This is a genomic window from Brevibacillus sedimenti (assembly GCF_020923495.1).
Classification (GTDB): Bacteria; Bacillota; Bacilli; order Brevibacillales; family Brevibacillaceae; genus Brevibacillus; species Brevibacillus aydinogluensis.
Map to the genome: position 1 here is coordinate 2,964,292 of NZ_CP064048.1, position 13,449 is coordinate 2,977,740.

Genomic DNA, 13,449 nt, shown 5'->3' on the forward strand with positions numbered 1-13,449 from the left:
GGAACTGGATAAGACGGGGAAACGTGTATACCAGCAAATGAGTGGCTGCGTTTGTTTCCAACCGGTGCTTTTATGCGACAGACGCATAGGCTGCGTGCAAGATCGAAATAATGAGGGATGAAAAAAGGGCTAGGAGGTTGTCATGACCAACACGTGGCTTTCCTATCTCGCCGGAGCGTTCGCCGGGGCATTTCTGGCCATTCTCTGTGCGGGGCTGATCGCCTTCCTGTTTGCCCGCCCTTTGATCAAATGGGGAGTCGGGCGCTTCACGAAACGGCTGATGGCTGACCGTTACCCGGAAAACATTTGGGAGATGGTGTCGGCGCTTACCAGAACCAGCCCCCGAATCGTCGTGGAAAACAGTCTTCGCGCATCCAGCGGCGGCGTAATTGAGCGACCGTTTGGCAGTCCGCGCAAGTTTCTGGATTTTGACGGTCTGATTTTTTCTCCTGCTCAGCTTGCCACACTGCCCGCACCGGAAGATGCGCCCGTCGATATGATGACGACCATTGGCCCGCTTGCCCAACGTCCGCTCATCCTGAAAATCCCCGTGATGGCCGGCGCAATGGGTTACGGCATCGGGGTGTCCGAAAACGTAAAAATTGCGATCGCCAAAGGAACGGCAGCGGTCGGAACCGCGACGAACTCTGGTGAAGGACCTCTGCTGCCCGAAGAGCGAGCACATGCCGCCCATTACATCTTGCAGTACAATTCCGGGCACTGGGCCAAAGAGCCGGAGACTCTTCAGCAGGCAGATGCGATCGAGATTCATATTGGTCAGGGGGCAACAGCAGGTGCCGCGAGCAGAATCCCGTCCAAGTATATAGATGGACGGGCCCGTGAACTTCTGCAGGTTCCGGACGGTGAGGGCCTCATCATCCCTTCCCGTCACGCGGAAATTGTCAAACCGCAGGATCTGAAGCTTTTGGTCGACAGACTGCGCTCTGTAACGCAAGGCGTCCCCATTGGTGTCAAGATGTGTGCCAGCGGAAAGTTGGAAGCCGACCTGGAAGTAGCCATTCAGGCCGGAGTGGATTTTATCAGTCTGGACGGCGGACAGGCCGGCACAAAAGGGGGGCCGCCGATTTTGGAAGACGACTTTGGCCTGCCGACGATTTTCGCCTTGTCTCGCGCAGTTCACTACCTGAAAAAGCGGGGAGTCAAAGATAGGATCAGCCTCCTGATCGGTGGGGGAATTTCTACGCCCGGCCAATGTTTGAAAGCACTCGCCTTGGGAGCGGATGCCGTGTTCATGGGGACAGCCTTGTTGTGGGCCATGACCCATGAGCAGGTGACCAAAGCCATTCCGTGGGAGCCGCCCACGCAGCTTGCCTATTACACGGGCAGCCAAAAGAAGGCGTTTGACATAGAGAAGGCCGCGCATTCCTTGGAGAATTTTTTGGTTTCGTTTGTGGAAGAGATGAAAGTCGCCATTCGTGCGCTGGGTAAGACCTCCTTGAGGGACGTGAACGCAGACGATCTGGTAGCGCTTGACGAATGGACGAGCACGGTTACGAAGGTGCGGTTGGTCACTCACCCATATGAGATCGTACCCGGCTCATCGTCAGAAGAGGCGGAACCAGACGATATGGCGTTGTCGATGGGAGATGATACTGCTGAGGAGTTAGAGGCAAACCGGGAGCGTCCAAGTGTGCTGAGTCTGTTCGAGACGTTTTGACACGAGCAGCGAGAGGAGGGGGGCGACATGAAAGGCACATGGATCATCTCGCAAACCTGGGCAGATTTGCTGTTTGCCCATTGGCCTGTTCCGGTTGAAAGGATTCAGCCGTTTGTTCCTCCTCCGTTGGAAGTAGATACATTTGACGGCATGGCGTGGATTGGCCTGATTCCGTTTGAAATGAGCGAGATTCGGCTCAGGTTTCTTCCAGTTCCCGTAACAGTTCCCTTTCCGGAAATCAATGTGCGCACATACGTGATCTTAGGTGGAAAACCGGCGGTATTCTTTTTGTCATTGGACGCGTCCAATCAGTTGGCCGTCGGAGCGGCAAAATTGACCTATCACCTACCGTACTTCCACGCGAAGATGTCAATCAAACGGACAGCAGCGGAGATCCATTTCCAAAGTGAGCGGAAAGGGGGGGAGCAGCGGTTCAGCGCGATCTACCGTCCTGCGTCCGAACCGTTCACGGCCAGACCAGGCAGCATTGAGCATTGGCTGACCGAGCGATATCGTTTTTGCTGTTTGTGCCCCCGCACGCAGCGGATTTACGGCGGGGATATTTGCCATGAACCTTGGCGTCTGCAGGCAGCCGAGGCGGTGATCCGGGAAAATACGATGGGGGACCAATACGGTATCGACATGTCGAAGGCCCCTGTGCACCTGCTTTATGCACAGGGCGTAGTAGCGCGGATATGGCGGGCCAGAAAAATGTTCGGAGCATAGGGCTTCGCTTCCCTAGTGCCTGCACACCCTGCAGCCAAACGACTCACGGTGATTCGGGGATACGGCGAAGCAGGCGAAATGCATGTCCCCGTGGCAGCTGCAGGGTATGGGCTTTGGTCCGATTACTCATGAATGGGCTGCTTGTTTTCATCCAGGGTAAATCCTTCGCCGAGCACCTCGTGCACGTCATTGACAATCACGAAAGCATGGGGATCGATCTCCTGCACGATGCTTTTGTAACGCATCACTTCGTTACGGCTGACCACGACGTACACGACCTGTTTCTGCTCGCCGGAAAACGCTCCTTTGCCTGCCAGCAGCGTAACACCGCGCCCCAGCTCCAGGATCTGTTTGGCGATTGCATCGGCGTGATTGGAGATGATGGTGAGCGCCTTTCCGGCGTATGCGCCGTCCTGAAAAAAGTCGATGACGCGGGCGGCGATGAAGACGGCGACCAGGGTGTACATGGCGCTTTCGAGATTCAAATAGATCAGCGACGCGGCAATCACCAGCATGTCGCCAAAAAACAGCGTACGGCCCATGCTGATGCCCATGTATTTTTGCAGTACGCGGGCGATGATGTCGATACCACCCGTGGTGCCGCCGTAGCGGAAAATGATACCGAGGCCTACCCCGACTGCCACGCCGGCGTACAGCGAGGCGAGCAGCCGATCGTCCATTGGCAGGGGCAGCACGCCCTCAAATACAGAGAGAAAGACGGAGAGGGCAACTGTGCCAAGAATCGTATAGGCAAAAGCAGTGCGTCCCAGCACTTTCCACCCGATCACGAACAGCGGCACGTTCAGGACGAAAAAGACGATCCCCTGGTCGACACTTGGGATCAACAGCTTGATCAGAATACTGATGCCGGTAATGCCTCCCTCAGCCAGATTGTTTGGAATGTTGAAGGCGTTGATGCCGAATCCCATGATGGCGGATCCGACGATGATGGCGATGATGCTTTTGAGGCGCAGATTCATAAGCGTTCTCCCTTCTTGTCGGTGATCCTGCGTCCGAAGGCTTCTGTCCGAGGCAGCGGGAGGGTCCTCTGGGGGATACCTTGCGGCGGCAGACATTCGCATGGTTGGATGCGGCCGAGGCGTGCGACTGCCCGACTGGCTGCTTCGTGCGAATGGTTAGTTGAAGGCTTGTTGGTAGGTTCGACAGCCATTATAATGGAATGTTGATTTGCTTGTCCATAACCTTCCAGCCAGCGTATTGAGATTTGGCAAACGCAGGCTTTTCAGGTACGATAAAGTCACCGAATATTCTCTGGCAGAGGAGTGACCTGATGAATCAGCGGAAGACCTTGCAGGAAATCCAACAGGAAGTCGACCAGTACATATCACAATTTAAGGAAGGATATTTCTCCCCGCTGGCGATGATGGCCCGGATGACGGAAGAGGTGGGAGAACTGGCGCGGGAGATCAACCACTACTACGGCGAAAAACCGAAGAAAAAAGACGAAGCGGAGAAAACCGTGGAGGAAGAACTGGGCGACGTCTTTTTTATCGTACTGTGTTTCGCCAATTCGCTCGGTATTGATTTGCAAGAGGCATTTGATCGTATTATGCACAAATTTAACACGCGCGATAAGGATCGCTGGACCAGAGTAGAGGAGACGAACTAGAAATGGACAAACTGATTCGTGTAGCAGTAGCAGGGGCCCATGGCCGCATGGGCCAGGAAGTGGTCAAGATGCTGGAGCAGGATGAGGAGTTGGTGTACGCAGGAGCACTGGACACGCGGGGGGATGATGAGGCGATTCAGCGGCAGCTGGACGAAATGCGCCCCGACGTGCTCGTTGACTTTACGACGCCGCACAGCGTCTACCGACACCTCGAACTGTGCCTTACCCACGGTATTCGGCCAGTGGTGGGGACGACCGGACTGACACCGGCGCAGCTTCAGGAGTTGACGGCGAGATACCGGGAGGCGGGGCTTGGCGGCATCATCGCGCCCAACTTCGCGATCGGGGCCATTTTGCTGATGAAATTTGCCGCCATGGCAGCGAAATACATGCCGCACGTGGAGATCATCGAGCTGCACCACGACCGGAAGCTGGACGCACCCAGCGGTACGGCGCTGAAAACGGCGGAGATGATCGCAGCTGTTCGTGAGGAAATCAAACAGGGTCACCCGGAAGAAGCGGAGAGCATCCCGGGGGCGCGCGGCGCGGAATACCACGGGTTCCGGATTCACAGCGTGCGGTTGCCGGGCTTGGTGGCTCACCAGGAAGTGCTGTTCGGGGCAACTGGCCAGACACTTTCGATCCGTCACGACTCGATCAACCGCGAGTCGTTCATGCCGGGTGTAAACATGGCAATTAAGGCCGTTGTGAACCTGAGCGAACTGATCTATGGACTGGAGCACCTGATTGATTAGGATTAGGCGGGATAACGCTACTTTCAGCGAGGGAGAGGTTTGCGTGAGAATTGCTTTGATCGCACACGACAGAAAAAAAGAAGAAATCGTTCAATTGGCAATGGCTTACGAGTCCATCCTGCGCGAGCATGAATTGTACGCCACAGGGACGACCGGACTTCGGATCATGGAAGCAACATCCCTGCAGGTCACGCGGTTTCTCTCCGGCCCCCTGGGAGGAGATCAGCAAATCGGAGCGATGATTGCCCGCAACGAGATGGATCTGATCATATTCTTGCGTGACCCGTTGACGGCTCAGCCGCATGAACCGGACATTATCGCACTGCTTCGCCTGTGCGACGTGCACAAGATTCCGTTTGCCACCAACATGGGCACGGCAGAAGTGCTGCTGAAGGCGCTGGAACGGGGCGAATTGCGCTGGCGCGAGGTCGTGCGCGAGGAGGAGCAGGCATGAGCGAGCTTGACATCCTCGCCATCGGAGCGCATCCCGATGACGTGGAGATCGGGGCGGCCGGCAGTCTGTTGCTGGCAGTGAAGCAGGGCAAACGCGTCGGCATCCTCGACCTGACCTACGCCGAGCTTTCGTCCAACGGCACCGTCGAGCGCCGGCAGGCGGAGGCGGCCGAGGCCGACAAGCGGCTGGGAATTGCCGTCCGCTACAATTTTGGCTTGCCGGATCGCGGCCTGGAACGGGTGCGCGACGAGGCGATCAGCCGGGTCGTCGACCTGATCCGGCAGACGCGGCCAAGCGTGGTGCTTGCGCCTTACTGGCAGGACCGTCACCCCGATCACGAGAGCGTCAGCCGGATCGTCCGAGAAGCAGTCTTTTCCGCCGGGATTCGTCTGTATACGGCGAAACAATCCCTGCCCGCCTACCGCCCCAGCCAATTGCTGTACTATTTTATCAACACGACGGTGACGCCGAATGTGGTCGTGGACGTCACGCCGGTGTACGAGCAAAAAATGGAGGTGCTGCGTGCGTACCGCAGCCAGTTTGAAAAAGAAGAAGGCAGCGTCGCTACGCCGCTCAACAACGGGTATCTGGAACTGGTCGAATACAGGGAACGTCTGTTCGGGCAGCAGGCAGGCGTCAAGTACGCGGAGGGGTTTGTCAGCGCTGCGCCTTACGTGCTGACGAGCTTGTAGGAAGGAGAGAACACCTCGATGAAGATTGGCATTACCTGCTACCCCTCGTTGGGCGGATCGGGCGTGGTTGCCACGGAATTGGGCAAACTGCTGGCGGAGCGGGGCCATCAGGTTCACTTTATCACATCCAGCATGCCTTTCCGCCTGGGAACGTTTCATCCCAACATTTTTTACCATGAAGTGGAAGTAAATCATTACGACGTTTTCAAATACCCTCCGTACGACTTGACGCTGGCCAACCGGATGGCGCAGGTGGCCCAAAACGAAAAGCTGGACCTGCTGCACGTCCATTACGCTGTTCCCCATGCACTGTGCGCCTATCTGGCCAAACAGATGGTGGGCGAACAGCTCAAGATCGTAACCACCCTGCACGGAACAGACATTACCGTACTGGGATACGACTCCAGCCTGAGCGGCATGATTCGCTTCGGGATCGAGCAAAGCGACCTGGTCACCGCCGTCTCCAAGGATTTGATCCGGCAGACGTACGACCTGCTGCAAGTCGACAAGGAGATCGTCCCGGTCTACAATTTTGTGGATAAACGGCGCTACTATCCCAAAGAGGTGGGAGAGTGGAAGCGCGTGTTCGCACCCAACGGCGAAAAGATCCTGATGCACATTTCCAATTTTCGCCCGGTCAAGCGGGTGCCGGACGTGATCGAAGTTTTTCGGCTGGTACGGGAGCAGCTTCCGGTCAAGCTGATGCTGATTGGCGAGGGGCCTGACCTGGCCTCGGTACGCAACATGGTGGCCGAACTGGGTCTGGAAGGGGACACCTATTTCCTCGGCAAACAGGAGGATGTGGCCGAGGTCATTTCCATGGCCGACATCATGTTGCTCCCGTCGGAAAAGGAGAGCTTCGGGCTGGTAGCGCTGGAAGCCATGGCCTGCGGCGTGCCGGTCGTGACGACCAATGCGGGCGGATTGCCGGAAGTGGTGCTGGACGGCGAGTGCGGCTTTCTCCTGCCGGTCGGGGACGTGGCTGGCATGGCGGAACGGACCGTGCGCCTGTTGACCGACCCGGATCTTTTCCATCGCCTGTCCCGCAACAGTATCCGGCGGTCGTGTGAAACCTTCTGTCACGAGAAGATCACGTCCCAGTACGAATCGCTGTACCGCCAGCTGATCGGCTCAGGATCGTCATGACGGTCACGGACGGTACAGGCTGCTTTTCGCCATCTGAAACAGCTTGGAAATCATGATGAACAGGCCATATACGATTTTCACACAAACGCCTCCTTTGCTGGGCGGACGAAAAAACGGGGTGAAGGAGTTGCTCAAGGAACTGGCGGTTCGTATCCTGCGCACACTGGAGGACAACGGCTATGAAGCCTATTTCGTCGGCGGGTGCGTCCGCGATTGGCTGCTCGGCAGAACCGTACACGATATAGATATATGTACGAATGCCCATCCCGGCGACGTCATGCGGCTGTTTCCCGATCACTTTCCTACCGGCCTGCAGCACGGCACCGTCTCAGTCAGGCTTGACGGCCAGATGTTTGAAGTGACCACGTACCGGGTGGAAAGCACGTACGAGGACTACCGCCGGCCCACAGAGGTCTGCTTCGTCTCCGACCTGCAGCTCGACCTGGAGCGGCGCGATTTTACCATCAACGCGATGGCCATGGATCGGTTCGACCGTTTGCGCGATCCGTTTCGCGGGCGGGACGACCTGCGGGATCGGCTGATCCGGGCGGTGGGGGTCGCGGAGCGGCGCTTTTGCGAGGATGCCCTCCGGCTGTTGAGGGCGGTGCGATTTGCCGCGCAGCTTGACTTTTCCATCGAGCCGGTTACCCTGGCGGCGATGGAGAAAACGGCACCGCTCTTGTCGCATATCGCCGCAGAGCGAATTCGGGACGAACTGCACAAGATCGTCGACAGTGCGGCGCCGCAAAAGGGGATCGAACTGATCGTGCAGACGGGTTTGGCCGGTTTTTCTCCGCTGCTCGATCGCCTGTTCCGGACGTCGCACGAGCAGGCGTGGCGGCTGGTGCACCTGGGTACGCTCACCCAAAAGTGGGCCCTGCTGATGTATGCCGCCCGGTTTGACCCGCAGGAGGCGCGCACGCTCTGTCGACAGCTTCGGATGTCCAAGCGGGAAGTGGAAGCGATCGCCCAATTCGTCGGGCTGCTGGCGTCGCTGCGGCCGGATTGGGATGCGCCGCGCGACGTGGAGTGGGGACGACTGCTGCTGCAGGCAGGGTGGCAAGTCTGCATGGAAACGGACAACCTGTTGCAGGCGTGCTGGTGGAAGCGGAAGGACGGCCGCTCCTCCCGGTCGCTGATTGCCGCCTACGAGTCGATGCCGGTCAAGTCGCTGCGCGAACTGGCTGTCACCGGTCGCGATCTGCAGGCGGCGCTGGAACGAAAACCGGGGGATGGATTCAGCGCGTGCTCTTGCACCTGTTGGAGCAAACGGCGCTGCACGGACTGCCCAACACCCCGGAGGCACTGGTGGAAGAGGCAAGGAGAGAGGTAGCGCGTCATGAACATTAAGCAGGAAATCCTAAAGGCGTTTCACGCCAATCCCGGCCGATTTATCTCCGGCGAGGAGCTGAGCCAGACCTGCGGCTGCTCGCGGACGGCCGTGTGGAAGCATATCGAGGAACTGCGTCAGGAAGGCTACGAGGTGGAAGCGGTCCGCAAGGCGGGCTACCGATTGCTGGCCGCCCCTGATCGCCTGTCCGCCGAAGCGGTCATCGCCGGCTTGGACACAAAGCGGATTGGCCAGCACGTGTTGGCCTACGACACGGTAGTCTCCACCCAGCTGTTGGCGCATGAAGCGGCAGCCAAAGGGATGCCGGAAGGGACCCTGGTGATCGCGGAGCAGCAGACGGGCGGCAAAGGGCGCCTGGGACGCGCCTGGCATTCGCCCAAGGGCACGGGCATCTGGATGAGCATGATCGTCCGTCCCGTGATCCCGATTCCGAAAACACCGCAGATGACGCTGCTGACAGCTGTCGCTGTGGCCAAGACGATGCAGCAGGAGACAGGCGTGGACGTCAAGATCAAATGGCCCAACGACATTTTTATCGGGGGCAAAAAGGTGTGCGGCGTGCTGACGGAGTTAAATGCGGAAGCGGACCGTGTCAATTACCTCGTCATCGGCATCGGCATCAACGCCAACACCGCCGCGGCCGATTTTCCCGAAGAGCTTAGGGACATTGCCACGTCGCTTGCGATCGAGAGCGGGACGACTGTCGACCGGGTGCGGTTCATCCAGCAGTTTTGCCGGATCTTTGAAGCGGAGTACGACCACTATTTGCGGCACGGCTTTGACCGGATCAAGACGGAGTGGGAAGCGTGCTCCTACACGATCGGCCGGTGGGTGACCGTCAAAACCATCCATTCCGAACTGGAAGGACGAGCAGTTGGTCTCGACGAAGAAGGCGTCCTGATTATCGAAGACGCCGCGGGTGCACGGAACAAAGTGTATTCCGCCGACGTCAATTATGGTGCAAACGAATAAGTCTTCTGGTATACTCCTATGGTGGAGGCCGTATCGTCCGGCGAACGGCACTCCAAACCGGGAGTATTTTTTATGTATGAACAACACATCGTAATGGACTACAATCTGCTCAGAGCCTGTGTGGACCGAGACAGAAGGAATCCAGCGACCATGGACATATGTTTGCATGGACACCCTTCTCCCTTTTCGGCGAGAGGGTTTTTTATTTCCGGATGGGTCCACGGGGTGGGGCGCACAAAGAGGTGGGAGAGATGACAAACAACCTGGCGCCGGTCACCACGTCCGATTTGCGTAAAAAAAAGCGTGACGGCCAACCGATCACCATGGTCACCGCGTACGATTTTCCTTCCGCCAAGCTGGTGGAGGAAGCGGGAGCGGACATGATCCTGGTGGGAGATTCGCTCGGGATGGTGGTACTGGGATACGATTCGACGATCCCGGTCACGATGGACGACATGCTGCACCATACCAAAGCTGTGACCAGGGCGGTCAAGCGGGCCTTCGTGGTCAGCGACATGCCGTTTCTCAGCTACCACGGAACGGTGGAGGAAGCAGTGAAAAACGCGGGCCGTCTCCTGCAGGAGGGGCTGGCCAAAGCGGTAAAAATGGAGGGGGGCCGGGAGCTGTCCCCGATCATCACGCGCTGTGTGCAGGCCGGTATTCCGGTGATGGGGCACATCGGTCTGACGCCGCAGGCCGTTCACCAATTGGGCGGTTACAAAGTGCAGGGGCGTGAGCTGCATCAGGCCCGCCGTCTGCTGGAAGATGCGCTGGCGCTGGAGGAAGCGGGCGTGTTTGCGCTCGTGCTGGAATGTGTGCCGCAGGAAGTGGCTGCTGTCATTGCGGACAAGCTGGAGATTCCGGTCATCGGCATCGGGGCCGGTCCCTCCTGTGACGGCCAGGTGCTGGTCCTGCACGATCTGGTCGGCTACGGGTCGTCAGATTGGAAGCCCAAGTTCGCCAAGCGTTACGCCGATACCGGGACCATCATCCGCGAAGCAGTGGCGGCATACGTCTCCGATGTGAAGGAGCGCCGTTTTCCGGCTCCCGAACACGTCTTTCACGCGGCGGAGGAAACGGTGAAACAGCTCTACGGAGAAGGAGTGAACCGGTGATGATCGAACGCATGCTGCAGGTACCCACGATTGCCGAACTGCGCCGTTTGGTCGGCGAAGCGCGCCGGCAGGGGAAACGGATCGGCTTTGTGCCCACCATGGGCTATCTCCATGACGGCCACCTCAGCCTGGTCAAGAAGGCGCGGGAGACGTGCGATTTTGTCGTGATGAGCATTTTTGTCAACCCGCTGCAATTTGGGCCCAACGAGGATTTTGATCGCTATCCGCGCGATCTGGAACGGGACCGTGAACTGGCCCGGTCTGCCGGAGTTGACCTCCTGTTCACCCCGAGCGTGGAGGAAATGTACCCGCGTCAGGTGTTGACGACCGTCTCCGTGGCGCAGGTGTCCGAGCCGCTGTGCGGACAATGCCGTCCAGGTCACTTTGACGGCGTAGCGACTGTCGTGTTGAAGCTGTTTCAGATCGTCCAGCCGGATGCCGCCTTTTTTGGACAAAAGGACGCCCAGCAGCTAGCCGTCATCAGCCAGATGGTGGAGGATTTGTCTGTTCCGGTGCAGATCGTGCCCTGCCCGATCGTGCGCGAACCGGACGGATTGGCGATGAGCTCGCGCAACGTCTATCTCAGCCCGGAGGAACGGCAGCAGGCCACCGTCCTGTACCGCAGCCTCAAACAGGCGGATGCGTGGCTCAAAGAGGGCGTTCCGCTTGACGAGATCAAGCAGCGCATGGCGGAGATGATCACGGCCGAGCCGTTGGCCGAGATTGATTATGTCGAGGTGCTGACGTACCCGCGATTGACGCCAGTGGACACGGCCAGCCCCGGCCAGCAGCTGATATTCGCCCTGGCGGTGCGGTTCGGCCGCACTCGCCTGATCGACAACATGCTCGTAACCGTATAGCGACCACGACAGAAAATAGGGAGGAGACCGCCGTGTTTCGCACGATGATGAAAGCAAAAATCCACCGCGCCACCGTCACGGAAGCCAACCTGAACTACGTCGGCAGCATCACCATCGACAAGGAAATCCTCGATGCGCTGGACATCCTGCCGAACGAAAAGGTGCAAGTCGTCAACAACAACAACGGCGCGCGCCTGGAAACCTACGTAATCGAAGGGGAGCCGGGCAGCGGGGTAATCTGCCTGAACGGAGCCGCCGCCCGCCTGGTGCAGCCGGGCGACATCGTCATCATCATTTCCTACGCGATGATGTCGGACGAAGAAGCTCGCACCCACAAGCCGCGCGTAGCCATTATGGACGAAAACAACAAAATTGCCCAATTGCTGGCGGAGGAAGTGCACGCGACCGTCTATTGACGGAAGCGGCAGGCCTGCATAGAGCCACCTGCCTTGTGAGACAATGAGACTACTCACGCCACAAGGGGGTGGCTTTTTTATGAAGCTGGAAGAATGGTTCTCTGCGCTGCGTTCCAAAGCAGAGACAATCGAACGAAAGTGGCCGACGGCGTCCCAGGATGAAAAGCTCCGGCTCGCCGAAGAGTTGTTTGAACTGCGCCAGGTGAGTGATCGGGTAGTCGATCTGTGGCTGCAGTTTGAGGAAAAGCTGTCCATTGCGATTCGCCATATCAAGCAGCTGGAGGGAGAATACCCGCAATTGGAGGGTGAGTATCCGTCTGCTGATGCAAGTCAACCGGGCGCAGCCGCACCTGCGATGGAAACTACGGACGTCAACGCATCGTCGGGGACACAACATGACGATGTCAGCAGCACGGCCGCCGTAAACCTGGGGACGTTCCCGGCAGATGTGGCCGGTCGTCCCTTTGAGCACATGTACCGCAAAGGCGAAGGGTTTTATCAGCTTCGCCTCTATCAGGACGCCCGGCAGTGCTTTGCCGAACTGCTCAAGGAATCGCCGGACTGGGAGAGCGGTCGGCTGTATTACGCCTACAGCCTGTTGTTTTCCGAGGCGAGAGAGGAAGCGCTCCGGGAATTCCGCCTGCTCAGCCGCTCAGCCCAATCGCCGGTGGTGGCGGCGATCAGCTACAATGCGATCGGCTGCATGCTGGCGGAAGAACGGCAGTGGCTGGAGGCGGCACAAGCCTTCAAGACGGCGCTCGAACACCATCCGGAACAGCGGGAGGCGCGGTTTAACCTGGCGCTCTGCTACCTGCAGGACGACGATGTGCAGGAGGCGCTGGAGACGATCGAATCGCTGCTTCACGAGGGGGATTCTGACTGGGAAGCGCAATTGCTCTGGTTGAGGGCGGCCCGCATCCTGCAGGCGCGTGACGAGTCGGCGCAGCCGCTGCCTCCGGACTTGCTGAAACTGCCGACGCGCAAGCTGGACAGCGAGACACTGCGGGAGATGGCCAGCCTCTATGAATCGTTGGGCAACTATCACCGCGCCCAGGTGTGCTACCACTTTTTGGTAGAGCGATTTCCTCGCGAAGGGTGGGCGTGGCACGGATTGGCCTGGAACACCTGGTTAATCGCCGGCACGCGGCGGGCGCTGACCCTGATGAAAAAAGCGATCAGCCTAGCGCCGGACAATCCCGACTTTACCTTCAGCTACGGCTGGATGCTGCTGTTTGACGGCCGGGTGGACGACGCGCTGGCGACGTTTCGCTCGATCCTAAGCAACCAGCGGGATCACCGGCTGGCCCAGTCCGGACTGATCACCGCATACGAGCGGCTGGGGGACACGCTGACAGCCAAGCGATTGGCCGCGCCGTTTACCGAGGACGGTGATCCGTATATTCGTTCGCTCGGGTATTACCATCTCGGCCGGATTGCCGTTGCGGAGGAGAATTGGCGGCTGGCGGAGCACTATTTTCGACGGGTGCTTCCCCACAGCGGCCACTTTCAGGAAATTCCGCTCTACCTGCAGTTGTGCGCCGCCAAACTTGGGGGACCGACGGTCGCCAGCGAGCTTTTGCAGCCGGAGACAGTGACCGGAGCAGGAATATGTACGGACGCTGCCGAATGCTAGGGAAGCGGACGCCCTACTGTC

14 protein-coding genes are annotated in these 13,449 nt (G+C 58.5%); 13 read left to right on the forward strand and 1 reads right to left on the reverse strand.

Translation table 11 applies throughout. From position 1 onward, the window contains the following. Positions 1-142: 142 nt before the first annotated feature. Entirely contained in the window at positions 143-1,678 is a 1,536-nt protein-coding gene (locus IRT44_RS14615) for an FMN-binding glutamate synthase family protein (protein WP_212132004.1), read from the forward strand. A 27-nt stretch (positions 1,679-1,705) separates the two neighbouring features. Then, entirely contained in the window at positions 1,706-2,404 is a 699-nt protein-coding gene (locus IRT44_RS14620) for a YqjF family protein (protein WP_171564953.1), read from the forward strand. A 122-nt stretch (positions 2,405-2,526) separates the two neighbouring features. Here IRT44_RS14620 and IRT44_RS14625 read toward each other — a convergent pair whose 3' ends face one another. Next, positions 2,527-3,384, reverse strand: coding sequence for a YitT family protein (locus IRT44_RS14625; protein WP_171564952.1), 858 nt, complete (start codon positions 3,382-3,384; stop codon positions 2,527-2,529). Positions 3,385-3,695: 311 nt separating this feature from the next. Here IRT44_RS14625 and IRT44_RS14630 point away from each other — a divergent pair, with 311 nt between their 5' ends. The 11 genes from IRT44_RS14630 (at position 3,696) to IRT44_RS14680 (ending at position 13,428) form a co-directional block, all read left to right on the forward strand. Next, entirely contained in the window at positions 3,696-4,034 is a 339-nt protein-coding gene (locus tag IRT44_RS14630; RefSeq protein WP_171564951.1) for a nucleotide pyrophosphohydrolase, read from the forward strand. Positions 4,035-4,036: 2 nt separating this feature from the next. Further along, positions 4,037-4,789, forward strand: coding sequence for a 4-hydroxy-tetrahydrodipicolinate reductase (gene dapB, locus IRT44_RS14635; RefSeq protein WP_212132003.1), 753 nt, complete (start codon positions 4,037-4,039; stop codon positions 4,787-4,789). 43 nt (positions 4,790-4,832) lie between these two features. Continuing rightward, positions 4,833-5,243, forward strand: coding sequence for a methylglyoxal synthase (locus IRT44_RS14640; protein WP_171564949.1), 411 nt, complete (start codon positions 4,833-4,835; stop codon positions 5,241-5,243). Beyond that, positions 5,240-5,935, forward strand: a complete 696-nt coding sequence (gene bshB1 / locus IRT44_RS14645; RefSeq protein ID WP_212132002.1) for a bacillithiol biosynthesis deacetylase BshB1 — start codon at positions 5,240-5,242, stop codon at positions 5,933-5,935. The genes IRT44_RS14640 and bshB1 overlap by 4 nt, the downstream gene beginning before the upstream one ends. Before the next feature lie 18 nt (positions 5,936-5,953). Further along, entirely contained in the window at positions 5,954-7,081 is a 1,128-nt protein-coding gene (gene bshA, locus IRT44_RS14650) for an N-acetyl-alpha-D-glucosaminyl L-malate synthase BshA (RefSeq protein ID WP_212132001.1), read from the forward strand. 118 nt (positions 7,082-7,199) lie between these two features. Further along, the gene (locus IRT44_RS14655; protein WP_230076889.1) at positions 7,200-8,414 is read left to right on the forward strand and encodes a CCA tRNA nucleotidyltransferase; all 1,215 of its coding nucleotides are present in this window, start codon (positions 7,200-7,202) and stop codon (positions 8,412-8,414) included. A 6-nt stretch (positions 8,415-8,420) separates the two neighbouring features. Beyond that, positions 8,421-9,404 (forward strand): biotin--[acetyl-CoA-carboxylase] ligase, encoded by a 984-nt coding sequence (locus IRT44_RS14660; protein ID WP_230076890.1) that lies wholly within the window; start codon positions 8,421-8,423, stop codon positions 9,402-9,404. A gap of 251 nt (positions 9,405-9,655) precedes the next feature. After that, positions 9,656-10,519, forward strand: coding sequence for a 3-methyl-2-oxobutanoate hydroxymethyltransferase (gene panB / locus IRT44_RS14665; protein WP_171564945.1), 864 nt, complete (start codon positions 9,656-9,658; stop codon positions 10,517-10,519). After that, positions 10,519-11,379 (forward strand): pantoate--beta-alanine ligase, encoded by an 861-nt coding sequence (panC, locus tag IRT44_RS14670; RefSeq protein WP_230076891.1) that lies wholly within the window; start codon positions 10,519-10,521, stop codon positions 11,377-11,379. The genes panB and panC overlap by 1 nt, the downstream gene beginning before the upstream one ends. 32 nt (positions 11,380-11,411) lie before the next feature. Further along, positions 11,412-11,795, forward strand: a complete 384-nt coding sequence (panD, locus tag IRT44_RS14675) for an aspartate 1-decarboxylase (protein WP_171564944.1) — start codon at positions 11,412-11,414, stop codon at positions 11,793-11,795. A 79-nt stretch (positions 11,796-11,874) separates the two neighbouring features. Further along, complete coding sequence (locus tag IRT44_RS14680) at positions 11,875-13,428, forward strand: tetratricopeptide repeat protein (RefSeq protein WP_230076892.1); 1,554 nt, start codon at positions 11,875-11,877, stop codon at positions 13,426-13,428. Positions 13,429-13,449 lie beyond the last annotated feature (21 nt).

Excerpts from the sequence above, each read along its gene's own strand:
- IRT44_RS14620 (WP_171564953.1), top strand. The coding sequence starts at position 1,706 with ATGAAAGGCACATGGATCATCTCGCAAACCTGGGCAGATTTGCTGTTT.
- panC (WP_230076891.1), top strand. The coding sequence starts at position 10,519 with ATGATCGAACGCATGCTGCAGGTACCCACGATTGCCGAACTGCGCCGT.
- IRT44_RS14630 (WP_171564951.1), top strand. The coding sequence starts at position 3,696 with ATGAATCAGCGGAAGACCTTGCAGGAAATCCAACAGGAAGTCGACCAG.
- IRT44_RS14680 (WP_230076892.1), top strand. The coding sequence starts at position 11,875 with ATGAAGCTGGAAGAATGGTTCTCTGCGCTGCGTTCCAAAGCAGAGACA.
- IRT44_RS14660 (WP_230076890.1), top strand. The coding sequence starts at position 8,421 with ATGAACATTAAGCAGGAAATCCTAAAGGCGTTTCACGCCAATCCCGGC.
- dapB (WP_212132003.1), top strand. The coding sequence starts at position 4,037 with ATGGACAAACTGATTCGTGTAGCAGTAGCAGGGGCCCATGGCCGCATG.
- IRT44_RS14615 (WP_212132004.1), top strand. The coding sequence starts at position 143 with ATGACCAACACGTGGCTTTCCTATCTCGCCGGAGCGTTCGCCGGGGCA.
- bshA (WP_212132001.1), top strand. The coding sequence starts at position 5,954 with ATGAAGATTGGCATTACCTGCTACCCCTCGTTGGGCGGATCGGGCGTG.
- IRT44_RS14625 (WP_171564952.1), bottom strand. The coding sequence starts at position 3,384 with ATGAATCTGCGCCTCAAAAGCATCATCGCCATCATCGTCGGATCCGCC.
- panB (WP_171564945.1), top strand. The coding sequence starts at position 9,656 with ATGACAAACAACCTGGCGCCGGTCACCACGTCCGATTTGCGTAAAAAA.
- bshB1 (WP_212132002.1), top strand. The coding sequence starts at position 5,240 with ATGAGCGAGCTTGACATCCTCGCCATCGGAGCGCATCCCGATGACGTG.